This window comes from Ramlibacter albus (assembly GCF_014297445.1).
GTDB classification, from domain to species: Bacteria; Pseudomonadota; Gammaproteobacteria; order Burkholderiales; family Burkholderiaceae_C; genus Ramlibacter; species Ramlibacter albus.
On sequence record NZ_JACORU010000005.1, the window covers coordinates 170,562 to 193,060 of the forward strand.

The 22,499-nt window shown below is 67.7% G+C and carries 26 protein-coding genes; 2 read left to right on the forward strand and 24 right to left on the reverse strand.

Annotated features, from left to right (window positions below; genetic code table 11):
• Positions 1 to 13 precede the first annotated feature (13 nt).
• The 5 genes from H8R02_RS15005 to H8R02_RS15025 are packed head-to-tail and all read right to left on the reverse strand — an operon-like array spanning position 14 to position 4,391.
• Positions 14 to 1,168 carry an acyl-CoA dehydrogenase family protein gene (locus tag H8R02_RS15005; RefSeq protein WP_187082249.1) on the reverse strand — a complete coding sequence of 385 codons (1,155 nt, stop codon included), beginning with the start codon at positions 1,166 to 1,168 and terminating at the stop codon, positions 14 to 16.
• Complete coding sequence (locus H8R02_RS15010) at positions 1,165 to 2,337, reverse strand: thiolase family protein (RefSeq protein ID WP_187082250.1); 1,173 nt, start codon at positions 2,335 to 2,337, stop codon at positions 1,165 to 1,167. The genes H8R02_RS15005 and H8R02_RS15010 overlap by 4 nt, the downstream gene beginning before the upstream one ends.
• The gene (locus tag H8R02_RS15015) at positions 2,334 to 2,693 is read right to left on the reverse strand and encodes a Zn-ribbon domain-containing OB-fold protein (RefSeq protein WP_187082251.1); all 360 of its coding nucleotides are present in this window, start codon (positions 2,691 to 2,693) and stop codon (positions 2,334 to 2,336) included. The genes H8R02_RS15010 and H8R02_RS15015 overlap by 4 nt, the downstream gene beginning before the upstream one ends.
• A complete protein-coding gene (locus H8R02_RS15020) occupies positions 2,690 to 3,607 on the reverse strand; it encodes an SDR family NAD(P)-dependent oxidoreductase (RefSeq protein WP_187082252.1) in 918 nt (305 codons plus the stop codon). The genes H8R02_RS15015 and H8R02_RS15020 overlap by 4 nt, the downstream gene beginning before the upstream one ends.
• Complete coding sequence (locus H8R02_RS15025) at positions 3,597 to 4,391, reverse strand: enoyl-CoA hydratase/isomerase family protein (protein ID WP_187082253.1); 795 nt, start codon at positions 4,389 to 4,391, stop codon at positions 3,597 to 3,599. Before H8R02_RS15025 ends, H8R02_RS15020 begins: the two co-directional genes overlap by 11 nt.
• 232 nt (positions 4,392 to 4,623) lie before the next feature.
• Between H8R02_RS15025 and H8R02_RS15030 the strand changes: the two genes are divergently transcribed.
• Positions 4,624 to 5,802 (forward strand): IS110 family RNA-guided transposase, encoded by a 1,179-nt coding sequence (locus H8R02_RS15030; RefSeq protein WP_187082123.1) that lies wholly within the window; start codon positions 4,624 to 4,626, stop codon positions 5,800 to 5,802.
• An 8-nt stretch (positions 5,803 to 5,810) separates the two neighbouring features.
• Here the strand turns inward: H8R02_RS15030 and H8R02_RS15035 are convergent, their stop codons facing one another.
• The 7 genes from H8R02_RS15035 to H8R02_RS15065 form a co-directional block, all read right to left on the reverse strand.
• The gene (locus H8R02_RS15035; RefSeq protein WP_187082254.1) at positions 5,811 to 7,445 is read right to left on the reverse strand and encodes a long-chain-fatty-acid--CoA ligase; all 1,635 of its coding nucleotides are present in this window, start codon (positions 7,443 to 7,445) and stop codon (positions 5,811 to 5,813) included.
• A complete protein-coding gene (locus tag H8R02_RS15040; RefSeq protein WP_435531275.1) occupies positions 7,445 to 8,599 on the reverse strand; it encodes an acyl-CoA dehydrogenase family protein in 1,155 nt (384 codons plus the stop codon). Before H8R02_RS15040 ends, H8R02_RS15035 begins: the two co-directional genes overlap by 1 nt.
• Entirely contained in the window at positions 8,599 to 8,988 is a 390-nt protein-coding gene (locus H8R02_RS15045) for a MaoC family dehydratase (RefSeq protein ID WP_187082256.1), read from the reverse strand. The genes H8R02_RS15040 and H8R02_RS15045 overlap by 1 nt, the downstream gene beginning before the upstream one ends.
• Positions 8,981 to 9,382: a MaoC family dehydratase N-terminal domain-containing protein gene (locus H8R02_RS15050; RefSeq protein ID WP_187082257.1), complete on the reverse strand. Its 402-nt coding sequence runs from the start codon at positions 9,380 to 9,382 to the stop codon at positions 8,981 to 8,983. The genes H8R02_RS15045 and H8R02_RS15050 overlap by 8 nt, the downstream gene beginning before the upstream one ends.
• A complete protein-coding gene (locus tag H8R02_RS15055; protein ID WP_187082258.1) occupies positions 9,379 to 10,572 on the reverse strand; it encodes a lipid-transfer protein in 1,194 nt (397 codons plus the stop codon). The genes H8R02_RS15050 and H8R02_RS15055 overlap by 4 nt, the downstream gene beginning before the upstream one ends.
• 101 nt (positions 10,573 to 10,673) lie before the next feature.
• Positions 10,674 to 11,822, reverse strand: coding sequence for a Fic family protein (locus H8R02_RS15060; protein ID WP_187082259.1), 1,149 nt, complete (start codon positions 11,820 to 11,822; stop codon positions 10,674 to 10,676).
• Positions 11,823 to 11,904: 82 nt separating this feature from the next.
• Positions 11,905 to 12,519, reverse strand: coding sequence for a hypothetical protein (locus H8R02_RS15065; RefSeq protein WP_187082260.1), 615 nt, complete (start codon positions 12,517 to 12,519; stop codon positions 11,905 to 11,907).
• A 93-nt stretch (positions 12,520 to 12,612) separates the two neighbouring features.
• Between H8R02_RS15065 and H8R02_RS15070 the strand changes: the two genes are divergently transcribed.
• Positions 12,613 to 12,999: a cupin domain-containing protein gene (locus H8R02_RS15070; RefSeq protein ID WP_187082261.1), complete on the forward strand. Its 387-nt coding sequence runs from the start codon at positions 12,613 to 12,615 to the stop codon at positions 12,997 to 12,999.
• Between the two features lie 12 nt (positions 13,000 to 13,011).
• Here the strand turns inward: H8R02_RS15070 and H8R02_RS15075 are convergent, their stop codons facing one another.
• The 12 genes from H8R02_RS15075 to H8R02_RS15130 all read right to left on the reverse strand — a co-directional run bounded on the left by H8R02_RS15075 (position 13,012) and on the right by H8R02_RS15130 (position 22,455).
• Positions 13,012 to 13,257 carry a hypothetical protein gene (locus H8R02_RS15075; RefSeq protein WP_187082262.1) on the reverse strand — a complete coding sequence of 82 codons (246 nt, stop codon included), beginning with the start codon at positions 13,255 to 13,257 and terminating at the stop codon, positions 13,012 to 13,014.
• A gap of 39 nt (positions 13,258 to 13,296) precedes the next feature.
• Positions 13,297 to 14,229 (reverse strand): dihydrodipicolinate synthase family protein, encoded by a 933-nt coding sequence (locus H8R02_RS15080; RefSeq protein ID WP_187082263.1) that lies wholly within the window; start codon positions 14,227 to 14,229, stop codon positions 13,297 to 13,299.
• Positions 14,230 to 14,266: 37 nt separating this feature from the next.
• Positions 14,267 to 16,006, reverse strand: coding sequence for a thiosulfohydrolase SoxB (gene soxB, locus H8R02_RS15085; RefSeq protein ID WP_187082264.1), 1,740 nt, complete (start codon positions 16,004 to 16,006; stop codon positions 14,267 to 14,269).
• Entirely contained in the window at positions 16,003 to 16,644 is a 642-nt protein-coding gene (soxX, locus tag H8R02_RS15090; RefSeq protein WP_187082265.1) for a sulfur oxidation c-type cytochrome SoxX, read from the reverse strand. Before soxX ends, soxB begins: the two co-directional genes overlap by 4 nt.
• A 13-nt stretch (positions 16,645 to 16,657) precedes the next feature.
• Positions 16,658 to 17,458, reverse strand: coding sequence for a sulfur oxidation c-type cytochrome SoxA (gene soxA, locus H8R02_RS15095; protein WP_187082266.1), 801 nt, complete (start codon positions 17,456 to 17,458; stop codon positions 16,658 to 16,660).
• A 34-nt stretch (positions 17,459 to 17,492) separates the two neighbouring features.
• The gene (gene soxZ, locus H8R02_RS15100) at positions 17,493 to 17,804 is read right to left on the reverse strand and encodes a thiosulfate oxidation carrier complex protein SoxZ (protein ID WP_187082267.1); all 312 of its coding nucleotides are present in this window, start codon (positions 17,802 to 17,804) and stop codon (positions 17,493 to 17,495) included.
• Positions 17,805 to 17,822: 18 nt separating this feature from the next.
• The gene (gene soxY, locus H8R02_RS15105) at positions 17,823 to 18,278 is read right to left on the reverse strand and encodes a thiosulfate oxidation carrier protein SoxY (protein ID WP_187082268.1); all 456 of its coding nucleotides are present in this window, start codon (positions 18,276 to 18,278) and stop codon (positions 17,823 to 17,825) included.
• Between the two features lie 86 nt (positions 18,279 to 18,364).
• Complete coding sequence (locus tag H8R02_RS15110; protein WP_187082269.1) at positions 18,365 to 19,390, reverse strand: c-type cytochrome; 1,026 nt, start codon at positions 19,388 to 19,390, stop codon at positions 18,365 to 18,367.
• Entirely contained in the window at positions 19,374 to 20,702 is a 1,329-nt protein-coding gene (soxC, locus tag H8R02_RS15115; RefSeq protein WP_187082270.1) for a sulfite dehydrogenase, read from the reverse strand. The genes H8R02_RS15110 and soxC overlap by 17 nt, the downstream gene beginning before the upstream one ends.
• 73 nt (positions 20,703 to 20,775) lie before the next feature.
• Positions 20,776 to 21,672: an MBL fold metallo-hydrolase gene (locus H8R02_RS15120; RefSeq protein ID WP_187082530.1), complete on the reverse strand. Its 897-nt coding sequence runs from the start codon at positions 21,670 to 21,672 to the stop codon at positions 20,776 to 20,778.
• Positions 21,673 to 21,734: 62 nt separating this feature from the next.
• Positions 21,735 to 22,034, reverse strand: coding sequence for an ArsR/SmtB family transcription factor (locus H8R02_RS15125; protein WP_187082271.1), 300 nt, complete (start codon positions 22,032 to 22,034; stop codon positions 21,735 to 21,737).
• A gap of 1 nt (position 22,035) precedes the next feature.
• Complete coding sequence (locus H8R02_RS15130) at positions 22,036 to 22,455, reverse strand: DsrE family protein (RefSeq protein ID WP_187082272.1); 420 nt, start codon at positions 22,453 to 22,455, stop codon at positions 22,036 to 22,038.
• Between the last annotated feature and the right edge of the window lie 44 nt (positions 22,456 to 22,499).

Consider the following 22,499-nt stretch of genomic DNA (forward strand, 5'->3'; position numbering starts at 1 on the left):
GGGTTCTGGGGGTTCACTGGTGGGCCGCGCGGATCATGTTGCGCGCGATCACGATCTGCTGGATCTGGGTGGTGCCTTCGTACAGGCGGAAGATGCGCACGTCGCGGTAGAAGCGCTCGATGCCGAAGTCGGCCATGTAGCCGCTGCCGCCGAAGATCTGCACCGCGCGGTCGGCCACGCGGCCGCACATCTCGCTGGCGAACATCTTGCTGCACGAGGCTTCGGTCGAGACGTTCTTCCCCTCGTCGCGCTTGCGCGCCGCGTCGAGCACCATGCACTTCGCGGCGTAGATCTCGGCCTGGCTGTCGGCGAGCATCGCCTGCACGAGCTGGAACTCGGCGATCGGCTGGCCGAACTGCTTGCGCTCGATGGCGTAGTTCAGGGCGTCGCGCAGCATGCGTTCGGCCACGCCCACGCAGATGGCGGCGATGTGGATGCGGCCCTTCTCCAGCACCTTCATCGCGGTCTTGAAGCCCTGGCCTTCCTTGCCGCCGATCAGCTGCGTGGCGGGCACGCGGCAGTTCTCGAAGATGACGTCGGCCGTGTGCGCGCCGCGCTGGCCCATCTTCTTGTCCTTCTTGCCGATGGTGATGCCGGGGGTGTCGGCGTCGACGATGAAGGCCGACACGCCGCCCGCGCCTTTTTCCTGGGGGTTGGTGCGGGCCATCAGCGTGAAGAGGCCTGCTTGCGGCGCATTGGTGATGAAGCGCTTGGTGCCGTTCACCACGTAGTGGTCGCCGTCGAGGATGGCTGTGGTGCGCAGTGATGCCGCGTCGGAGCCCGCTTCGGGTTCGGTGAGTGCGAAGGAGGCGAGGAGCTCGCCCGTGGCCAGCTTGGGCAGGTACTTGTCCTTCTGCTCTTGGGTCCCGTCCATCAGGATGCCCTGCGAGCCGATGCCGACGGTGGTGCCGAAGAGGGAGCGGAAGCAGGGCGAGGTCTGCCCCATGGCGAACATCACCTCCACTTCTTCTTCCATGGTCGCGCCGAAGCCGCCGTATTCCTCGGGGATGGTCAGGCCGAAAAGGCCCAGCTCCTTCATGCCGTTGGCGAGCTCCTCGGGGATCTCGTCGGTCTCCGACACGAGCGCTTCGTTGGGCACGAGTTTCTCGCGCACGTAGCGGTTCACCGAGTCAAGAAGCTGGGAGAGGATTTCGGGGTCGCGAATCATAGGGCCTCCGCAGTGCCGAGAATGGCCGTGGACTGGCTGGACAAGGTGCCGCCGTTGCCATGCGCGATGGCGGTCTTCGCGCCATTGACCTGGCGCTCGCCGCCTTCGCCACGCAATTGCCGCACCGCTTCGATCAAGGCGAAGATGCCGTACATGCCGGGGTGCGTGCAGGACAGCCCGCCGCCGTTGGTGTTGACCGGCAGCTTGCCGCCGGGTGCGATGTTTCCGTTGGCGACAAATGCGCCGCCTTCGCCCTTGGCGCAGAACCCCAGGTCTTCCAGGAACAGGATCGTGTTGATCGTGAAAGCGTCGTAGAGCTCCACCACGTCGATGTCCTTCGGCGCCATCCCCGCCATCGCGAAAGCCTCCGCGCCCGATTGCTTCGCGGAAGTCACCGTGAGGTCGTGCATCGACGAGACCTGCCGGTTCCACACCGCGGTCGCATTGCCCAGCACGTACACCGGCTTCTTCGGAAGGTCACGTGCGCGGTCGGCACGTGTGAGCACGAAGGCTCCGGCGCCGTCGGTGACGAGGCAGCAGTCGCGCACGGTCAGCGGGTCAGACACCATGCGCGACTTGAGCACGTCCTCGCGCGTGAGCGGGTCGCGCATGAAGGCTTCGGGGTTGAGGCGCGCCCACGCTCGCGCGGCCACGGCCACGTCGGCCATCTGCTCGCGTGTCGTGCCGAACTCGTGCATGTGGCGTGAGGCCGCAAGCGCGTAGGCGGAGGCGGGCAGCAGCGGCTCGTACGGGTGCTCGTACGGTTGCGGGTCGAGCAGGCGGCGCGCGGGCGCCATTTCCTTGCGGCCGAAGGTTGCCGTGCGCTGCACGCTGCCATAGGCCACGAGAACCGCATTGCACTGGCCCGACTGCAAGGCCAGCATCGCCGGCAGCAGGTGCGCGATGAAGCTGGAGCCGCCGAGCATCGTGCCGTTGATGAAGCGCGGGTTCAGGCCGAGGTGCTCGATGACGGGCATCGGCCACATCGTGGCGGAGACGCTCGCCGTCGCCAGGCCGTCGATGTCGCTCATCTTGAGGCCGGCATCCGCGACGGCGGCGTGCGCGGCGCGGGCGAGCAGTTCCATGTCGGTGAAGCCGGGGGATTCGCCGCACCCGTAAGTGGCCGCGCCGACGATCGCGCAGGAGCCGCGCAAATCTTTCAAGCTCATTTCGCGCCCTCCGCTTCGAAGAGCACGAGCCCGTTGACGACCTTCGCCTTTACGCGCTGGCCGATCTTCACGGCGTCGGGCGCGAGGTTGTCCACGCGCGACATCAGGCGCACACCTTCGTCCAGGTCGACCAGCGACACGTTGAGGTCGCCGCCGTCGGCCGGCTTGCGGCGCACGGTGGTGACGGCATGCACGACGCCGCTGCCCTTCGGCGCTTTCCATTCCAGCGACATGCTGCCGCAGTGCGGGCACAGCTCGCGCGGGTAGTAGACGTGCTTGCCGCACGCGGTGCAGCGCTGGATCAGGAACTCGCCCTGTTCCAGCTTCGCCTGGTGGTAAGCCAGCACACCGCTCATACCGGGTCCCAGTTGAAGACGTCGCCGGAGCGGTCCAGGTCGAAGAAGCTCTTCTTCAGCGCGGGCAGGGCGTGGGTGAGCACGGTCTGCGGCGTCCAGCCCTCGCCGCGATGCACCGAGCGCACCGGCCGCGGCTGGCTCATCAGGAAGATCTCGTTGTTGCGCACCGCGAAGATCTGGCCGGTGACGTCCTTCGCCGAATCGCTGGCGAGCGCCACCGCCATCGGCGCGATCTTGGCCGGCGTCATCTGCTTCATGCGGTCGACGCGTGCCTGCTCCTCGGGCGTGTCCGTCGGGATCGAGCCGATCATGCGGCTCCACGCGAACGGCGCGATGCAGTTGCTGCGCACGTTGAACTTCTGCATGTCCAGCGCGATGGATTTCGACAGGGCCGCGATGCCCAGCTTGGCCGCCGCGTAGTTGGCCTGCCCGAAGTTGCCCACGAGGCCCGAGGTGGACGTCATGTGCACGTACACGCCGCTTTCCTGCTCCTTGAAGTGGGCGGATGCCGCGCGGCTGACGTAGTAGCTGCCGTACAGGTGCACCTTGATGACCGAGTCCCACTCCTCGTCGCTCATCTTGTGGAAGAAGCGGTCGCGCAGGATGCCGGCGTTGTTGACCACGACGTCGATACGGCCGAAGGTTTCGATGGCGGTGCCGATGATGCGCGCCGCGGCCGCGCGGTCCGACACGCTGTCCGTGTTGGCGACGGCCTGGCCACCCAGCGCCTTGATCTCGTTGACCACGGCCTGCGCCGGGCCCTCGTTCTTGCCTTCGCCCGCGACCGAAGCGCCGATGTCGTTGACCACGACCTTCGCGCCTTCGCGGGCCATTGCCAGCGCGATGTCGCGGCCGATGCCCCCGCCCGCGCCCGTGACGACGACCACCTTGTCCTGAACCATGCTACTCATCATCTTTCTCCTTGTACGTGGGCCAATGGAACGCCAGCGGCTGCTTCTCGATGAAGCGCTTCACGGCGTCCTTGTGTGCGGGGGTGCTGAAGAGCAGTGCCTGCGCGTTCGCCTCGGCGTCGAGCACCGCGTCCAGCTCGCCCGTGTTCGCCGTGCTGCGCTTGACGATGCTCACCGCGATGGGCGAGGCGTGGGCGAAGCTCGCCGCGATGGCCATCGCGCGCGGCAGCAGGTCGTCGTGTTCGTGCAGCTCCATCACGATGCCGAGCTCTTTCGCTTCCTGTGCCTGCACTTCGCGTGCGGACAGCATCAGCTCGCGGGCGCGCTGCGCGCCGACCACGCGCGGCAGCAGGTAGAACGCGCCGCAGTCGGGGATGAGGCCGATGCGCAGGAACACCATGCAGAAGCGGGCGCGCGGTGTGGCGACCACGATGTCGGCCGCCAGCGCGATGCTGAAGCCCGCGCCGTAGGCCGGGCCGTCGACCGCCGCGATGACCGGCTTTTCCAGCGTGATCAGCTCGCGCATCCACTTCTGCGTCGCGTGCATGCGGGCGCGGCCCACGGGCGGGTCGATGGGCGCGAGGGCCATGCCCTTGACGTCGCCGCCCGCGCTGAACGCGCCGGCCGATCCGGTGATCACGACCGCGCGCACCTCGTCGTCCGTCTTCACAGCCTCGATCGCGGCGGCGAGCTGCTCGCGCAGCTCGGGCGTGAACGCGTTGCGCGTGGCAGGGCTGTCGAGGGTGATGACGCCGGTGTGCCCGATGACTTCCAGTCGAACGCTCATGCGGCCCTACCTTTCTCAGTGCCGAGAGATCGGTGCCTGGTGTGGCATGCCATGATGGACGCCAGGCGGCGGGAGGGGATGGCTTTCATGCTGGCTGCACTCGATGGCTCCGGAGGCACCTCCCCCTCTCCGCCCTCCCTTTTCGACCGCTGATTAGGCTTTGCGAACGATCGCTATGTAGGGCGTAGCCGGCGAGGAAGGGTTGCCTTGTGCTTCGTGAAGGAGACGGCTCATGACCACCTATGTCGGCATCGACATTGCCAAGGAGGTTCACTGGGTGTGCGCCATTGATGTTGCGGGCGCCGTCTTGTTGAACCGGAAGCTTCTTAACTCCCCGGAGGATCTGTTGAGGCTCACGGATGAGCTGCGGCAGCTGCCCGCCCCCGTGCGCGTGGGCATCGACGTGCTCGGTGGCATCGCCGCGCTGGCGCAGGCCGTGCTGCTCGATGGGGGCTTTGCTCTCGTGCATGTGCCCGGCCTTGCCGTCAACAGGGCACGCCAAGGCACCGTGGGAGGCGAGTCCAAGAGCGACCCGCGTGATGCGCGTGTGATCGCCGATCAGGTGCGCACGCGCGCCGATCTGCGCGTGGTCAGCGCCGAGACCGAGCTGGACATCGAGTTGCGTTTGCTCGTCTCGCGCCGTCACGACCTCACGACCGATCAGACGCGGCGCCTGGCGCGCATGCACGACCTGTTGGTCGGCATCTTCCCCGAGCTCGAACACGCACTGGACCTGACCAGCAAGACGGCGCTGACGCTGCTGGCGCGTTACGTCACGCCTGAAGAGTTGCGCAGCGCCGGTGACGCGGGCATCGCCGCGCAGCTGGGACCGCTGGCGCGACGCAGCTTCGGCCGCGAACTGATCGAAGTGGCCTTGCGGTGCGCTGAGCGCCAGCGCATCGCCGTGCCTGGCCAGACGTTGACCGCGCGCCTGATCAAGGAGCTCGCCGTCGAAGCCTTGAGCTGCATCGTGCGGCTCAAGGCATTGGACAGCGAGATCGAGCAGCGCCTGGCTCTCCACCCTGATGCGGCCCTCATCCTCAGCCTGCCCGGCATGGGGGCCATCCTCACGGCGGAATTCATCGCCCAGGCAGGCTCCATCGCACGATTCAAGTCGGCTGACAGCCTCGCGGCCGCGGCCGGCCTCGCACCGATCCTGAAGCAGTCCGGCAAGACCCGCTGGCTCAAACGCCCCAGCGGCGGCAGCAAAGGCCTCAAACGTGTGTTCTACCAATCGGCCTTCGCCTCGCTGCGATGCGCCGACAGCAAAGCCTTCTACGCGCGCAAGCGCCAGGAAGGAAAGCGGCATCACCAAGCCTTGATCGCCTTGGCCCGCCGTCGCGTGAACGTCCTGTGGGCGATGCTTCACAACCGCCAGCCGTTCATCGCATCCCTTACGCACTCTTCTTGACAAAGACATTAGGCGGCCTCCTTCATGGACGAAGCGCGGTGCTGCTCCTGCAGCTCGCGCCAGAGGATCTTGCCGGTGCCGGACTTCGGCAGTTTCTCGACGAACTCCACGATGCGCGGCGCCTTGTAGACGGCCATGCGCTCGCGGCACCAGTCGATGACCTGCTGCTCGGTGTACTCGCTGCGCATGCCCGGCTTGCACACGACGAGCGCCTTCACGGTCTCGCCGCGCTTGCCGTCCGGCACGCCGATGACGCAGGCCTCGTGCACGGCCGGATGGTCGTACATGGCGTTCTCCACCTCGTTGGGCCACACCTTGTAGCCCGAGGCGTTGATCATGCGCTTGAGGCGGTCGCGGATGAAGAAGTAACCCTCTTCGTCCATGTACCCCAGGTCGCCCGTGCGGAAGAAGCGCTTGCCGTCGATCTCGAGGAAGGCCTCGCGCGTGGCGGCCGGGTTGTTCCAGTAGCCGAGGGTGATCTGCTTCCCGTGGGCGACGAGCTCGCCGGTTTCGCCCTGCGGCAGTTCGGCCAGCGTCTGCGGGTCGATCACGCGCATGTCCACGCCTTGGGACGGGATGCCCAGGCACTGGCGCTTGCCGCGACCGAGCGGGTTGGCCTGCAGGAAGGACGCCGTCTCGGTGAGGCCGTAGCCTTCGTTGTAGATGATGCCGTAGCGCTCGGTGAGCATCGTGGCCACGGCCTCGGGCATCGCGGCCGCGCCGCCGGAGAGCAGGGCCAGGCTGGAGAGGTCGCGCGCCTGCGCCTCGGGGTTGGTGAACAGGTCGATGATCATCGCCGGCGGCGCGGTCCACGCCGTCACGCGGTGCTGCTCGATCAGCTGCGCCGCCAACTGCGCGTTCCAGCGCGGCATCATCACCGCGGTGGCGCCCAGCATGATCGGCAGGTTCATCCCGTTCTGCATGCCCAGCATGTGGAAGAGCGGGGCCACGCAGAGCATCACCGACTCGGCGTGCAGGCCCTTCCACACCGCGGAGGCGGCGAGCGACGCGACCACCGTCGCGTGCGTGTGGATGCAACCCTTGGGGTGCCCCGTGGTGCCCGAGGTGTAGGGCAGCACGGCGATGTCGTCGGGCGAGGTCTTCTCGGGGTCGAACTGGAGGCGCTTTGCGATGGCAGCCTCCATCGGGTGGAGCCGGTCGTCGGCCAGTTGCGGCAGCGTGCCTGCATAGTCGAAGACGACGGCCGCGGCGATCTTGCCCGGCTCATCGCCGAAGGGGATCGCGCCCAGCAGTTCGTGCGCGACGAAAGCCGCCGTCGCCCCGCTGTCCGCGGCGTAGTAGCCCACTTCCGCCTGTTTGCACATCGGGTTGACCGGCACCACGACGCCGCCGACGCGCAGCACGGCGTAGCAGGCGGCGACGTACTGCGGGCAGTTCTGCGACATCAGCAGCACGCGGTCGCCGGGGCCGATGCCCAGGCGCTGCTGCAGGTAGGCGGCCAGCGCGTCCACGCGCTGCTTCAACTGTGCATACGTGACGATCCCGCCCTCGAAGACGAAGGCGGGCTTGCCGGGGTACCGTCGGGCGGACGTGTCCAGGAACTCGGGCAGCGTGGCATGCGGCACGACGAGGTCGCGCGCCACGCCTTTCGGCCAGAACCTGAAGTGGGGCCGGTCCGCCATCAGCGCTTCTCCAGGTCGCGCGCGATGATCTCCTTCATCACCTCGTTGGCGCCGCCGAAGATCTTGGTCACCCTCACGTCCGCGTACAGGCGCGCGATCGGGTACTCGTTCATGAAGCCGTAGCCGCCGTGCAATTGCAGGCACTCGTCGACGATGCGGCACAGCGTGTCGGTGGTCCACCACTTGGCCATCGCGGCCGTGGGCACGTCCAGCTCGCCCTTCATCAGCTTGGCGATGCAGTCGTCCACGAACGCCTGCGCGGCGCGCGCCTGCGTCTCGCACTCGGCCATCTTGAATCGGGTGTTCTGCATCGCCATCAGCGGCTGGCCGAACACGTTGCGCTGGCGCACGTAGTCCAGCGTCTCGTCGATGGCTCGGCGCATCATCGCGACCGCGACCACCGCGATCAGCATGCGCTCGCGCGGCAGCTGCTGCATGAGCTGCACGAAGCCCTTGCCTTCCTCCGCGCCGAGCAGGTGGGTGGCGGGCACCTTGACGTCGTCGAAGAACAGCTCGCAGGTGTCGAGGTTGCGCTGGCCCAGCTTGTCCAGCAGCGGGCCGCGGCGGAAGCCCGCGGCCGTGTCGGTCTCCACCACCAGCAGCGAGATGCCCTTGGCGCCGGCTTCGGCACCCGTCTTCACGGCCACGACCACCAGGTTGGCGTGCAGGCCGTTGGTGATGAAGGTCTTGCTGCCGTCGATGCGCCACCAGTCGCCGTCGAGCCGGGCGTGCGTCTTGATCCGCTGCAGGTCCGTCCCCGCGCCCGGCTCGGTCATCGCGATCGCCGCCACCAGCTCGCCGGTGGCCAGCTTGGGCAGCCAGCGCTTCTTCTGCGCCTCGCTGCCGTAGGCCAGGATGTAGTGCGCGACGATACCGCTGTGCACGTTGTTGCTGAACGACTGCGACATGCTGTACGCCTGCTCTTCGACGATGACCGCCTCGTGCAGGAAATTGCCGCCGCCGCCGCCGTAGGCCTCGGGGATGCTGGCGCACAGCAGCCCCGCGGCGCCGGCCTTGGTCCAGATGTCGCGCGGCGCGTGGTGCTGGGCACGCCAGGCCATCTCGTTCGGCACGCATTCGCGCTCGAAGAACCGGCGCGCGCCGTCCCGCAGCAGCGCGAGCTCCTCGTCCATCCAGGGGCGGCGGGCGTCCATCATGGCAGTGCGACCACCGCCTCGGCGCTGAGCTTGACGATGCCGTCCTGGTTGGCCGTCTGCAGTTTCACGCGTGCGAGTTGCCGGCCCTGGTGCTGGAACTTCTCGACGACTTCGCCCGTGCAGGTGATGGTTTCGCCCACGTGCGTGATCGCCACGAAGCGGATGTCGAGCGAGCGGATGGCTTCCTGCGGCACCCAGTTGGTGAGCAAGCGGCCCAGCCATGCAGCCGACAGCATGCCGTGCGCGAACACGTCCGGCATGCCGGCGGCCTTGGCGAAGTCGCTGTCGACGTGGATCGGGTTGTGGTCGCCCGAGGCGCCGCAGTACAGCGCCAGCGTGTGGCGCGACAGCGGCGGGAGCGTGAGCGGGGGAAGTGTTTCAGCCATTTCGCATCACCGAGACGCAGCGCAGTTCCGCCACGAGTTCCTGGCGCTGGTTGGTCACGCGCGTCTTGCGCACGACGAACTCCAGCGCGCCGTTCTTCTTGTCGTAGATGTCCTCGATGCGCTGCTCGAAGGTGAGCGTGTCGCCTGCGTAAGCCATCGCGTGGTAGGTGAAGCCCTGCTCGCCGTGCAGCAGGCGCTTGTAGTCGAGGCCGAGTGTCTCGCGCATGACGGTGGAGTGCGGCGACTCGGACTCGAGGCAGAAGAAGTACGTGGGCGGCACGGCCCTGGACTCGGGGTCGCCGCCCGTGGCCTTGGCGAAGAACCTCAAGCGGCTCTGTTCCACCGGGACGCTGAAAGCGGGCATGGTCAGCCCGATGTGCTTGCGGTCGATCATTGCAGCTGGTACATCGTGACGACGCAGGCGCCGCCGAGGCCGAGGTTGTGCTGCAGCGCGACGCGTGCACCTTCCACCTGGCGCTGGTCCGCGCGGCCGCGCAGTTGCGACACGAGCTCGTAGCACTGCGCGAGGCCCGTGGCGCCGAGTGGGTGGCCCTTGGAGAGCAGGCCGCCGGAGGGGTTGGTGACGACGCGGCCACCATAGGTGTTGTCGCCTTCGACGATGAATTTCTCCGCCGTGCCTTCCGGCGTGAGGCCCAGCGCCTCGTACGTGATCAGCTCGTTGGCCGTGAAGCAGTCGTGCAGTTCCACCACGTCCAGCTCCTCGGGGCCGATGCCCGACGCTTCGTACACCTGCTTCGCCGCCGACGCGGTCATGTCGTAGCCCACCACCTTGCGCATGTCGCGCGACTCGAAGGTGGCCGGCGTGTCGGTCGTCATCGCCTGGGCCGCGATCACCACGCGCTGGTCGAGGTTGTGCTTCTTCGCGAACTCGGCCGAGCACACGATCGCCGCTGCGGCGCCGCAGGTGGGCGGGCAGCACTGGAAGCGGGTGAGCGGGTCGAAGACGGGCGCCGAGGCCATCACTTCGTCGAGCGTGAGCGTCTGGCGGAACACGGCGAGCGGGTTGCGCGCCGCGTGCTGGCGGGCCTTGACCGAGATGCGGCCGAAGGTGTCGCGCTTGATGCCGTACTGCGCCATGTAGTCGCGGCCGGCGCCGCCGAAGAACTGCGCGGCGCGCGGCGCCTCGGGGTTGTAGCCCTGCTTGGCCGTCATTGCCTCGGCGAATTTCTCCAGCGGGTTGGGCCGGTCCTCGTACTTGCCCTTGAGCGCGCCGGGCTGCATCTGCTCGAAGCCGAGCGCGATGGCGCATTCGACCACGCCGCTTTCCACCGCCTGCCGCGCCAGGAAGAGGGCGCTGGAGCCGGTGGAGCAGTTGTTGTTGACGTTGAAGACGGGGATGCCCGTGAGCCCCACGCCGTAGATGGCCGCCTGCCCGGCCGTGGAGTCGCCGTAGACGTAGCCCACGTAGGCTTGCTGCACGTCCTTGTAGTCGACGCCGGCGTCCTCCAGCGCCAGTTTGGCGGCGCGCGCACCCATGACGGTGTAGGGGTCGCTCGCCCCGGGCTTGGTGAAGGGGATCATGCCCACGCCGACGACGTGGACGGGGCGCTGCGGACGGGTCATTCGGTACTCCTCGGGTGGCTTTGTCGCCGATAGCCGGGAGTCTGCGCTTGCCGGGGCGGGCGTTCAATCGCCAATCGGGACAAAACGATTGGCGAAAAAGATCAGGTCTTGAGCAGCCCCACGTAACGCTCGTAGCTGTAGATGCGGTTGCTGCGGCCGCCCGTGAGCTCGCCGACGATGCCCAGCGTCTCGAGCTCGCGGACGGCGGCGTTCGCCGTCGGGAAGCTCGACCCGAGCTTCTCCTGCGCTTGCGCGACCGTGAATCGCGGCATTGTCGGCAGCATCTCGAAAAGGCGGTAGCTCGCCGGGGCCGCGCGCGGGGACTCCACCAGCTTCCTGCGGTCGGATGTGACCAGGCTGGCGACGGAAATGATGGAGCGTTCGGCCTGGCTCGCCGCAGCGGCAACGCCTTCCAGGAAGAAGGCGATCCAGCCTTCCCAGTCGCCGTCGCTGCGGATCGCGGACAGCCGCCTGTAGTATTCCGCCTGGTGCTGCTTGAGGTAGCCGCTGAGGTAGAGCAGCGGCTGCGGCAGCAATCCCCATTGCTCCAGGAGCGCGCCGATCAGCAGGCGCCCCAGGCGTCCGTTGCCGTCCAGGAACGGGTGGATCGTCTCGAACTGCGCGTGCACGAGCGCGATGCGCACCAGCGGCGGCAGTGTGCCCTCCGAGCCATGAATGTACTTTTCGAGGTCGCCCAGCAAGGCGGGCACCCTTTCGGGCGGCGGAGGCACGAACGCCGCATTGCCGGGGCGGGTGCCGCCGATCCAGTTCTGCGACTGCCGCAGCGCGCCGGGCTGCTTGCCCGAGCCCCGCGCGCCCGAAAGGAGCAGCTTGTGGGCTTCGCAAAGCAGCCGCACGCTCAGCGGCAGGCCTTTCGGCGAGTGAAGCTGCTGGCGCACGTGCCGGAACGTACGGATGTAGTTGGTGACCTCCTGGACGTCGTCGGCGTTGCTGACCGCGAAGCCGGCCTCCTGGTCGAAGACATCCATCAGCGTGGCCTGCGTGCCTTCGATCTGCGACGTGAGCAGCGCTTCCTTGTGGATGGCTCCGTACAGCAGCCAGTCCACCGAAGGTACGAGACCCGAGACGCCCGAAAGCCGGGCCAGGGCCAGTTCCGCGTCGCGGTTGGCCGCTTCGAAGGCGTCCGGGCCCAGCGCCGGGCGGGCGGGAGGCAGCGCATGCGGCACGAACGACCGCACGACCTCGCCGAGGGTCGTGGACTTGACGTAGGTGCCGGTGGTTCGTGGCATTAAAGTGCGCTTTAATCCGGTGCTCACCAATTAAAGCATGCTTTAATCCGTCGGCCCAGCATGAAAGCCGGCTTGAATGCCGTCAGTACGGCGGCGAGAACCCGTTGCGGCCGGCGCTGATGCGGGTGGCCGTCGGCTTGCCGTCGATGTCCTGCGCGGTCAGCGAGACCTGCGCGCCCTGCACCAGAAGGTCCCGCGTGCCGGGCTTGAGGCTGAATACCGGCGCTTCGGGCGGCACCACGATCGTCTGCTCGCCGCCCGGGTAGGTGACGCGCAGCCTGCGCCCGTCGGACGACGCGGCAACGCCCGCGACGGTGGCGTTCGTCATCGTGCTTTGCGGCAGGAAGTCGAACGGGCGGTGGCCTTCGCCGGTGCCGCGCATGGCCTCCGGGAACAGCAGCACCGCGATGGCCTTCTGCGAGCCGTCGGCCTGCGGCATCGCGCCCGCGCCGATGAAGCTGCCCGGCTGGATATCCGAGAACGCCACGGGGTAGACCTCGGTGACGGCGAGGTTGGGCGCCAGCACCAGCTCCACCAACTTGCCGCTGCGTTCGCGCAGCACGAGCTTGTCAGGGCCGAGGCTGTCGATGTTGCCGCGCAGGCGCGTCGGGGCTGCCGGCTGCGACCGCGCCGCGCAGGCCGCCAGCACAAGGGCGGCGGCGATGAAGGAACGCCGGGATCCGTCAGGCAGGTGCATTTGTTCTTCCTTTCCGGGCGCCGACAGGATAGCTGGACGGCGTTGTCATGTCGCCGCACCGCGCGTACAAAGCGCATGCAGGAGAAGGGTGCCATGAACGAAGAACGCTATTTCCGCCTCGGCGAGCGGCTGAAGGCCCTGTCTGCGGACCCCGCCACCGCGGCCGACCCGATCAAGCGCATGTTCCTCTGCGACGGCGAGCAGGTGTCGGCCAACGTGTCCATCCTGGCCGACAGCGGCGACGTGATCCACATCCAGCCGGACCACGACGAGCTCGTGCTGATCCTCGACGGCGAGTGCGGCTTCCGCGTCGGCGACGAGACGCGGCGCGTGCGCGAAGGCGACCTCATCTTCATCCCGCAGGGCACGGTGCATGGCCCCGTGATCGACAACGGGCCGATCGCGCTGCTGTCGGTGTTCGCGCCGTTCTACGACCGCAAGCGCAAGAACATCCTCTGGTCCCGCGACGGGTTTGCCTGAGGGTGCCGCGGCTCAGGTCGACGGCAACCGGCCGTCCTTGATCGACTGGATCGTATCCACGATCAGCTCGCGGTGCCGGCGGAACTCCTCCAGCGCGCCGAGCGCGGCGTGCAGCGCGCGCTCGCCGAGGTACGAGTCGCCGCCGTGCGCCTGCTGCTTCTCGATGTCCGAGCGCAATTCGGCAATGCTCCGCTCCGCCGTGGCGATGTGCTCATCGGCCAGGCGCAATTGGTCCATTTCCCATTGGAGGTTCGGCACGCTGCCAAGCATGCCACAGGTGGCGCCGCAAAGGGCTCGTCACCCCAGTTGGGAAAGGCGCTTTTCCTGACGCCGGACAAGCCGCTCGATGTCCGCGACGTCCTGCGGCGACAGTTTCGGCGCGGGCCTGCGCGCGAAAGCGGAGGCGATTGCGCCGCGCTGGTGCAGCAGGTGCTTGCGCACGGCCAGGCCGATGCCGGCCTGCTGCTCGTAGCGCGCGAGCGGCAGGTACGCATCGAACAGGTCGTGCGCGCGCTCGACGTCGCCGCGCGCATGCGCCGCCACCACGTCCACCATCATCTCGGGCCACGCGAAACCCGTCATTGCGCCATCGGCGCCGCGCGACAGTTCCTCGGGCAGGAAGAGGCCGCCGCCGTTGCCGGTGAGGATCGACACGCGCTTGACCTCGCCCCGGTCCGAAGCGGCGCGGATGGCGCTGAGCTTGGCCAGCCCCGGCCAGTCCTCGTGCTTGAGCATCACGCAGTTCGGCGAGCTCTTCAGGATGCGCAAGATCACGGCGGGCGACATCTGCACGGTGGTGGAAACCGGGTGGTCCTGCAGGCACCACGGCACGGCGCCCAGCGTCTCGTTGACCATGTCGAAGTAGCCGGCGATCTGGTCGTCGGTGCGCACGGTGGAAGGCGGCGCCACCATCACGCCGGAGGCGCCGATGCCCATTACCTCCCGCGTGAGCTCGCCCATCGCCGCGAAGCCCGGCGACGACACACCGCAGATCACCGGCACGCGCCCGCCGACGCGCCGCACGACCTGGCGGGTGAACGCCTTCGCCTCCTCGGCCGTGAGCTTGGTCGCCTCGCCCATGATGCCGAGGATGGTCAGCCCGGTGACGCCGCGCTCGAGGCAGAAGTCGACCATGCGGTCGGTGCTGGCGAGGTCCAGCGCACCGCTGTCGGTGAAGGGCGTGACGGTGATGAGGTAGACGCCCTTGGCGGATGGGTCGAACTTGTGCATGGCGCGATCTTGCCACGCCTTGCGAGGCGTGCGGTCGCTAGACCGCGGCGTCGTACCCCGGGTTCGGCAGCGCGCCGGCCACCACCGGCACGTTCGGCTTGCGCGCGGCCACCTTGCCGCCACGCGACTTGAGCCACTGCTCCACGAGCTCCCACACCGGCTTGTTGCCGGCCTTCGCGGCCTCTTCGGCCACGGGTGCCCAGCCCGCCACCTTGTACATGCGCGAGGCTTCGATCGGCTTGCCGGCCAGGCGCATGTCGGTGATGCGCTTGCCCATCGCCGCACCCGGGTCGATCGAATACTGCAGCCCGCCCACGCGCACCATGTCGCCGCCTTGCTGGTAGTACGGGTCCGGGTTGAACAGGTTGTCCGCGACGTCTTCCAGCACGGTCTTGATCGTTTCGCCGGACATCGGCGCCACGGTGGCATACGAGTACGTCGTGGCCGTCATGTCCATCAGCCACTCGCGCGTGATCTCCTGGCCGGCGAGCAGCGAAGTGCCCCAGCGGAAGCCGGGGGAGAACGCGATCTCCGCGCCTTGCACGTCCATCAATGCATCGAGCAGCAGCTGGTCACCCGAGCCGTTGAAATTGCCGCGGCGGTAGAGCGTGCCCTCGGTGGTGCCCAGCTTTTCCGCGAGCTTCGCTTCGTACGGTGCGCGGACGCGCGTGATGAGCGCGTCCATGTCCTTGTCGGCGGGCAGCATGTTCGCGAACACCGGCAACAGGCGGTAGCGGTAGTCCGCGAGCTTGCCGTTCCTCACGTCGAAGTCCATCACGGCGAGGAACTTGCCGTTGGAGCCCGCGTTGGTGACGATGGTCTTGCCGCCGGCGTTGCTCACGACGGTGGCCACCGGCATGCCGTCGTGCGTGTGGCCGCCGAGGATGGCGTCGATGCCGGTCACGCGCGTCGCCATCTTCAGGTCCACGTCCATGCCGTTGTGGCTGAGCAGCACGACGAGCTGCGCGCCCTTGCCACGCGCCTCGTTCACCACCTTCTGCATCTCGTCGTCGCGGATACCGAACTCCCACTCCGAAACGAGGTAGCGCGGGTTGGCGATGGGCGTGTACGGGAAGGCCTGGCCGAGGATGGCGACCGGCACGCCGTTGATCGTGCGCATCACGTAGGGCTTGAACACCGGCTCGCCGAAGTCGGCGGTGCGCACGTTCTGCGCGATGAAGTCGATCTTGCCCGCGAAGTCCTTCTCGACGATCTCCTTCACGCGGTCCATGCCCAGCGTGAATTCCCAGTGACCGGTCATCACGTCCACGCCGAGCAGCCTGGCCGCATCGACCATGTCCTGGCCCCTGGTCCACAGCGCGGTGGCGGACCCTTGCCAGGTGTCGCCGCCATCGAGCAGCAGCGCGCCGGGGCGGCTCGCGCGCAGGCGCTTGACCAGCGTGGCGATATGCGCGAAGCCGCCCACCTTGCCGTAGCGGCGCGCAGCGTCCTCGAACTGCAGGTAGGTGAGGGCGTGCGCCTGCGCACTGCCGGCAGGCACGTTCGCCGCCTTGAGCAGGTGCTCGCCGACGAGGTGCGGCAGCTTGCCGTTCATGCTGCCCACGCCGAGGTTCACGCTCGGTTCGCGGAAGTGGATGGGCTTCAGCTGCGCGTGGCAGTCGGTCATGTGCAGCAGCGACACGTTGCCGAAGCGCGGCACGTCGTACAGCGCCTCGCCGGCGGTCTGCGCATCCGCGTTCGCCCAGCGGCCCAGCCCCATGCCGGCGACTGAGGCCGCCCCCAGCACCTGGAGGAATTCGCGCTTGCCGAGGTTCACTTGTTGACCGGCGAGGCGGGGTCGAGCAGCAGCGCCATCACGTGGCGGATCTGCGCTTCGGTCAGGTTGCCCATGTGGCCCGCGCGCGGCATGTTGGAGCAGGCGTTGTAGGCCTTGGCGTTCCAGATCTTGCCCCACGTGTATTCCACGATCGGTTTCGCAGCGGCACTGTTCGGGTCCGCCACGCCACGCAGCTTGCCGTAGTTGTAGAGGCTCGGGCCGATCGTGCCGAAGGAGATCTCCTCCTTGCTGATCTGGTGGCAGTTGTAGCAGTTGCCGCCGTTGGACGTGCTCGCGGTGTCCGTCCAGGTGAGGCCGCGGCCGCTCTGCGCGATCTGCTCGCCCTCCTTCCAGTCGCCGAGGAACTTGCCGTCGCTCGGCCACTTGACGGTCTTGAGGTTGGCCTCCTCGATGCGCTTGGCGAGGTCCTTGTCGAGCGGCTTGCCCGTCACGTCGGCTTCGTTGCAGGCCTTGAGCGTCTCGTCGATGGCGGTGACGCGCTCGACCTTGGCGATGCCTTCGCTGCGGAAGGCGCTCTTGACCATGTCGGCGGCGATGCGGTCGGCTTCGGCGGGGCTCGGCCCCGTGGCGCAACCCGCGAGGGCCGCGAAGAGAAGCACTGCGGAAATGTTCTTCATCCTTGGGTCCCTCTCAGCGCTTGATCGTCGGCGCCGCGGACTTGGCGCCCCTGGCGTTGACACCGAGGTAGGTGGACAGCGCGGTGAGCGCGTCGCTGCCGAACTCGGGGTAGGGGAAGCGCTGCTGGCGGTAGCAGTCGTTCAGGCGCAACTGCATGCTCCACATCTGGCCGTTGGACACGCGGTACGCGGGCCAGGCGGCGAAGCCGACGCCGTCGCCGGGGTTCTTCGTGAGGTTGGGCAGGTCCTGCAGGCGGATGCGCTTGCCGTCCTCGCCGTGGCACGACGCGCACGAGAAGTCGTGCGTGCCGCCGCGCATGAAGAAGATGCGCTTGCCCGCTTCGTAGAACACCTTCTCCTGCGCATGCGACTGCGGCAGGTTGAACGGCAGGCCGCGCGACTCGGTCGCGACGTACGTCGCCAGCGCCGTCACGTTGGCCATCTCGCCGCGGCCGAACGGCGTCTTCGCGATCTCGGCGGCGTTGAAGCCCTGCAGCTTCTCCATGCACCAGACGAGACGCGTCTCGAGGTCCTGCACCTTGCCGGCGTCGGCGAAATAGCGGGGCAGCTCGACGAAGGCGCCCTTCACGACGCCCGGGCCCTTGCCGAGGTCGCAGGCTTGCAGCGACGCGTTCTTCGGGCCGCGCTTCTGTGTCCACAGCTCCTCGCCCTTGGCTTCGAACAGCTCGGCGGGGTTGCCGTCGGCGAGCATCGAGCGGTATTCGTCGATGGCCTGCGTGGCGCTCTTCTGCGCACTGGCCACCGCGGCGACGCAGGCGAGCGTCACCGCGGCGGCGGCCTTGTGGGTCCGCATCGTTGTCTCCTAGGTCGTTGTTGTTATCGGGCGGTCAGGCGACGACCGCTTCGTCCGTGCGCGTGTCGCCCCGGTTGTCCTTCCAGCTCACCGCGATCTTGTCGCCGGCCTTGGCGCCGCGAACGGTGAACTGCAGGAAGGGGTTCTTCGCGACGGCGGGGCCCCACTCGGCGGAGAGCACCTTCCTGCCGTTGTGGGTGGCCGTGACTTCGGCGATGTGCCATGCGGGGATGGTCTTGCCGGCGGCGTCCTTGCGCTGGCCGGTTTCCATCTCGTGGCTCATGAGGACTCGCACCACGGCGTTGCCGCCCTGGGCCTGGGCGCGGATGCGCATCGGGTCTGCCATGTTCCGTACTCCTTGTTGTCAGCCGCCGCAGCCGCCGAGCGTGACCTTGACTTCCTTCTTGGCGTAGAAGGCCTTGCCGTCGTTGGTGATGGCGACCGCGTACACGTCCGAGGTCTGGCCCATCTTCGTGCGCGTCGCCACGTTGGGCTCGATCGCGTCCGAGACGTCGAACTTCGCGGCCAGCGCGTTGGGGTTCTTCTCCACCAGGATCAGCAGGTGCTTGACGCCCGCCAGGGTGGACGCCGCGCCCATCGGCACCACGGCGCCGTTCTCGGCGATCTCGGGCGCGGTGAGCGTCACGTCCTTGCTTTCCACCGGCGCGGCGGCGCCGTAGGCCTTCACCGCATCGGCGATGCTCTTGGCCTCGAAGGCGTTCTTGTTGAAGGCCCACGCGGACTGCGGGAACAGCCCGGTGGCGCCCAGCAGGCCGGCCACGGCCAGCGACTGCTTGAGTGCTTCACGACGATTGCGCATGTTTTGGTCTCCACCCAAAAAATACTTAAGCGAATACTAATGAACTGGCGTTCATCAACGATACGGACATTCCCTGCAGTTCACGCCTAGCGCCCCGCGCCGGTGGCCAGCCACTCGGCAATGCGCGCGGTGTCCTGCGCACTGAGCTGCTCCTGCGGCGGCATCGGCACGTTGCCCCACACGCCGGCGCCGCCGCTCCTGATCTTCGCGGCGATGTAATCCGGCTTGCCTGCGTGCTTTCGGGCTACGTCGGCCCAGCTGGGGCCGACCAATTGCCTATCCATCGCGTGGCAGGCGGTGCAGGTGTTCCTCTGCAGCAGGTCGCCGGGCATTGTGCCTTGCGCCACCACGGCCGGCTTCGGTGGGGTTGTTGTCGCGACCCCGCGCTGCGGGCCCACCAGGCGGTTCTGCTCGGCCAGGTTGCCGTGCGCGTTGCGCGCATGGTCCGGCAGGCTCGAAGCCACTTTCGTTTCGGCGGCGCAATTGGCCATGCAGGCGGCGGCCTTCACGTCCGGCTTCACGCCCTTGGCGAACTCGTCGCCCGGCCACATCGCGTGCGAGGTGTTCATGCCATTGCGGTTCGGCATGCGCTTCTGCACTTCGGCGATGTTCGCGTCGGAAATGACGAAGTCGTCGGGCACGATGCGCGCCAGGTTCAGCATGTACGCCGTCACCGCGTACACCTCGTTCGTCGTGAGCGACTTGGGCGCGTTCCAGGGCATCGCGCGGTTGATGTAGTCCCACAGCGTGGAGACGTACGCCACCTTCATCAGCGTCGTGCGGCCGGGGTAGTCGTTGCGCTTGAGCGTGGCCACGCGGCCGGTCCGCACGTCGTCATCGGTCGTGCCGCCGACGAGCGGGTTGAACACTTCATTCGATTCGCCGAACACGCCGTGGCAGCTGGCGCACTTCGTTTCCCAGATCTTCTCGCCCTGCGACACCGAGCCCTGGCCCTTGGGCAGGCCCTTGAAGTCGGGGCGCACGTCGATGTCCCATGCCGCCACTTCGGCAGGCGTGGCCGGGCGGCCGATGCCGGGAAAGCGCTGCGCGATTGCGGGCGCCGTCGCCGCGATCGCGAGCAGGGCCAGGGTTGCGTTACGCCAGATGGACATTGCCCACCTCGCCGCTTTCCTGCACCAGCCACGACTGGATGGCGTTGTTGTGGTAGATCGACCGCGTGCCGCGCACTTCGCGCAGCTGGCGCTTGAGCGGCTGCACGTAGCCCGTCTCGTCGATCGCGCGGCTCTGGATGATCGCGGGCTTGCCGTCCCACGCCCAGTCGAGGCTGAAGCGCGTGAGGCACTTGCTCATCACGGGGTCCTGCAGGCGCGCGGTGCGCCAGTTGCGGCCGCCGTCCACCGACACGTCGACGCGCTTGACCTTGCCCCGCCCGGACCACGCGAGCCCGGTGATCGTGTAGTGGCCCTTGTCCAGCAGCACCTGCCCGCCCGACGGCGTGGTCACGACGCTCTTGCACTCCTGGATGCTCGTGTACTGGCGGTGCGTGCCGTCGGGCATGAGGTCCACGTAGTGGATCACTTCGTCCTTGGTGGCCCAGGGCTGGTCGCCCAGCTCGATGCGGCGCAGGTACTTCACCCAGCTCACGCCCTGCACGCCCGGCACGACGAGCCGCAGCGGGTAGCCGTTCTCCGGGCGCAGCATCTCGCCGTTCTGGCCGTAGGCGACGAGCACTTCGCCGCTCTTGACCAGCGACATCGGGATCGTGCGCGTCATCGACGAACCGTCCGCGCCTTCGGCCAGCACGAACCTGCCTTGCTTCAGGTCCGCGCCCGCCATTTCCAGCAGCGTGATCAGCGGCACGCCGGTGAACTCGCTGCACGAGAGCATGCCGTGCGTGTACTGGCAGGTGGGCACGGCCACGTTGCCCCACTCCATGCCGGTGTTGGCCCCGCACTCGATGAAGTGGAAGCGCGACACGGAGGGCAGCCGCATGATGTCGTCCATCGTGAAGACCATGGGCGTCTTCAGGAGGCCGTTGAGCATCAGGCGGTGCTTCGAGGGGTCGACGTCCCACCAGCCCTGGTGGTGACGCTCGAAGTGCAGGCCGCTGGGAGTGACGATGCCGAAGAGCGACTGCAGCGGCGCGAAGGACACCGACGCCTGCGCGGTCTGCGTGAGGCCGGGGCTGCGGCGGCGCTGCACGTTGCGCTCGTACTGCGAGGGCTTGCCGTAGCCGTCGGTCACGACGGGCTTGCCGAGCCCTTTCGAGTGTTCGGGCAGTTCGAGGATCGCGGGGTCGCCCTCGCGTTGCTGCGCGATCGCCGTCGTCGCGGCGGCACTTGCCGCGGCGGCGAACGCACCGCGCAGGAAGTCGCGCCTGCCGTTGCGCGCTTCGGCGAACACGGTGCGCACGCCTGCGCCGTCGATGAAGTTTTCCGGCGCCCTGATCAACCTGCCGAGCATTTATCGCTTGTCATAAATATAAGTAGACGCGAATGTAATGCCGGCAAGCTCATCCGTGGGCTCGGTGAATACCCTAGCGCCCCTGCCGCTCCATCAGCAAATACGTGTTGTACGCATTCATGCGATTCGCCGCGCGGAACAGCGGCAGCTGCTCGAAGCGCGACCAGTCGGTGCGCGCATAAGCCTCGTCGAACGGCTCCATCTCGCGGGCGGCTTCACCCATCTTCTCGCGCAGGTACACGAGGTAGTCGCGCGTGAGCTGCAGGTCGTCGCGCGCGGTGGTCGAGAGCGCGCCATGGCCCGGCGCCACCACCTTGGGCTGGAGCTTGAGCAACGATTCCAGCGCGGCGATCCACTGCCGGCTGTCGGCCTGCCCGACGAAAGGCACGCGGCCGCGGAAGACAAGATCGCCGGCGAACAGCACCCCCTCATCGGGCAGGAAGACCACGATGTCTTCGGGGGTGTGTGCGGGCCCGACGGGTTGCAGCGCGATGCGCCTGCCGCCTACTACCAGCTCCGTCGCGCCGTCGATCCACTGGTCCGGCACCACCAGCTCGGTGCTGTCGTCGATCCACGGCGCGAGGTCCGTGCGCGACACGCGCAGCCGCTGCGCCGCCGTGTCGGACTGGATGTAGTCGATGGCCGCGCGGTGCGCCACGATGCGCGCGCCGTGCTTGCGGAACTCCTGCAGGCCGTAGACATGGTCCGCGTGGTAGTGCGTGACCACGACGTGCGTCACCGGCTGCGGCGTGATGCGCGCGATCTGCGCGAGCAGGTCGCGCGCGAGCTGCGGCGAGCCGAGCGCGTCGATCACGACCACGCCGGCGGGCGTGACGATGAACCCTGCGTTGGAGATGAAGTTGCGGTTGGCCGGGCTGCCCAGCGCCGCATCGCCCTGCACGAACCAGGCGGATGCGGAGACCTGCTGCGGCAGCACGGCACGCGGCCCGGCGGGCGCCTGCTGCGCCATCGCGCCCGCGGCGAACAGCAGCGCCGCGCAGGCAGCGGCAAGGCGGGACGGCACGGCGGCGGCTACCTCGCGTCGGACTCGATCGCGATCTGCGTGCACACGGCGCGGCACAGCGTGACGACGCGGTCGTTGACGATTCGGTAGAAGATCTGCACGCCCTCGCGGCGCTTGTCGATAACGCCGGCCTGGTACAGCGTGTTCAGGTGCTGCGACATGTTCGGCTGCGTGGTGTCGATCTCCTCCAGCAGCTGCGTCACGTTCTTCTCGCCGTTGCACAGGCAGCTGATGATCTTCAGCCGCATGGGCGCGGACATCACGCGGAAGATTTCCGCGGCGGTCTCGAAGACCTCGTCCGACTCCATCTCAGGGCTTGATGTAGGCAAAGTGCTCCCTCGCTTGCAGCTGGCCGATGCGCACCACGCCCGAGGGCGTGAACTCCGCGTCCATCGAGAACTGGTTCTTGTCGATGTTGCGGTTCTTCAGCGTGATCTCGCACACCTCGAAGCGCACGCCGCGCGCCTTGAGCGCGCTCACGAGCGAGCCGTAGTCGACGTTCGGGTTCTTCTTGTCCTTGGCGCCTTCGAACAGGAAGTCGATGCCGTTGGCGTGCGTGACCACCACGATCTTCGTGTCCGGCGCCACGTCGAGGTGGTTGCGGATGTTGCGCAGCCCCTTGGTGGCCTGCGCCTCCGCGTCGTCGATGTGGTAGACCACCTTGTCCTGTGCGAAAGAAGACACGGCCAGGCCGGCCAGGAGGGCGAAGAGCGCGAGCAAACGGGTCATGGCTGTCTCCGGGAAGATATCATTGGCGGCTTATCTACCCCCGA

Bases quoted from the DNA above. Each gene is read 5' to 3' on its own strand.
- soxC (WP_187082270.1), bottom strand. From the start codon at position 20,702: ATGCTCGGCAGGTTGATCAGGGCGCCGGAAAACTTCATCGACGGCGCA.
- H8R02_RS15015 (WP_187082251.1), bottom strand. From the start codon at position 2,693: ATGAGCGGTGTGCTGGCTTACCACCAGGCGAAGCTGGAACAGGGCGAG.
- H8R02_RS15010 (WP_187082250.1), bottom strand. From the start codon at position 2,337: ATGAGCTTGAAAGATTTGCGCGGCTCCTGCGCGATCGTCGGCGCGGCC.
- H8R02_RS15055 (WP_187082258.1), bottom strand. From the start codon at position 10,572: ATGACCCGTCCGCAGCGCCCCGTCCACGTCGTCGGCGTGGGCATGATC.
- H8R02_RS15060 (WP_187082259.1), bottom strand. From the start codon at position 11,822: ATGCCACGAACCACCGGCACCTACGTCAAGTCCACGACCCTCGGCGAG.
- H8R02_RS15110 (WP_187082269.1), bottom strand. From the start codon at position 19,390: ATGTCCATCTGGCGTAACGCAACCCTGGCCCTGCTCGCGATCGCGGCG.
- H8R02_RS15050 (WP_187082257.1), bottom strand. From the start codon at position 9,382: ATGATCGACCGCAAGCACATCGGGCTGACCATGCCCGCTTTCAGCGTC.
- H8R02_RS15025 (WP_187082253.1), bottom strand. From the start codon at position 4,391: ATGAGCGTTCGACTGGAAGTCATCGGGCACACCGGCGTCATCACCCTC.
- H8R02_RS15045 (WP_187082256.1), bottom strand. From the start codon at position 8,988: ATGGCTGAAACACTTCCCCCGCTCACGCTCCCGCCGCTGTCGCGCCAC.
- soxY (WP_187082268.1), bottom strand. From the start codon at position 18,278: ATGCGCAATCGTCGTGAAGCACTCAAGCAGTCGCTGGCCGTGGCCGGC.
- H8R02_RS15080 (WP_187082263.1), bottom strand. From the start codon at position 14,229: ATGCACAAGTTCGACCCATCCGCCAAGGGCGTCTACCTCATCACCGTC.
- H8R02_RS15040 (WP_435531275.1), bottom strand. From the start codon at position 8,599: ATGGACGCCCGCCGCCCCTGGATGGACGAGGAGCTCGCGCTGCTGCGG.
- H8R02_RS15130 (WP_187082272.1), bottom strand. From the start codon at position 22,455: ATGACCCGTTTGCTCGCGCTCTTCGCCCTCCTGGCCGGCCTGGCCGTG.
- H8R02_RS15120 (WP_187082530.1), bottom strand. From the start codon at position 21,672: ATGGCGCAGCAGGCGCCCGCCGGGCCGCGTGCCGTGCTGCCGCAGCAG.
- H8R02_RS15005 (WP_187082249.1), bottom strand. From the start codon at position 1,168: ATGATTCGCGACCCCGAAATCCTCTCCCAGCTTCTTGACTCGGTGAAC.
- H8R02_RS15035 (WP_187082254.1), bottom strand. From the start codon at position 7,445: ATGGCGGACCGGCCCCACTTCAGGTTCTGGCCGAAAGGCGTGGCGCGC.
- soxZ (WP_187082267.1), bottom strand. From the start codon at position 17,804: ATGGCAGACCCGATGCGCATCCGCGCCCAGGCCCAGGGCGGCAACGCC.
- H8R02_RS15020 (WP_187082252.1), bottom strand. From the start codon at position 3,607: ATGATGAGTAGCATGGTTCAGGACAAGGTGGTCGTCGTCACGGGCGCG.
- soxA (WP_187082266.1), bottom strand. From the start codon at position 17,458: ATGCGGACCCACAAGGCCGCCGCCGCGGTGACGCTCGCCTGCGTCGCC.
- soxX (WP_187082265.1), bottom strand. From the start codon at position 16,644: ATGAAGAACATTTCCGCAGTGCTTCTCTTCGCGGCCCTCGCGGGTTGC.
- H8R02_RS15065 (WP_187082260.1), bottom strand. From the start codon at position 12,519: ATGCACCTGCCTGACGGATCCCGGCGTTCCTTCATCGCCGCCGCCCTT.
- H8R02_RS15070 (WP_187082261.1), top strand. From the start codon at position 12,613: ATGAACGAAGAACGCTATTTCCGCCTCGGCGAGCGGCTGAAGGCCCTG.
- H8R02_RS15125 (WP_187082271.1), bottom strand. From the start codon at position 22,034: ATGGAGTCGGACGAGGTCTTCGAGACCGCCGCGGAAATCTTCCGCGTG.
- H8R02_RS15030 (WP_187082123.1), top strand. From the start codon at position 4,624: ATGACCACCTATGTCGGCATCGACATTGCCAAGGAGGTTCACTGGGTG.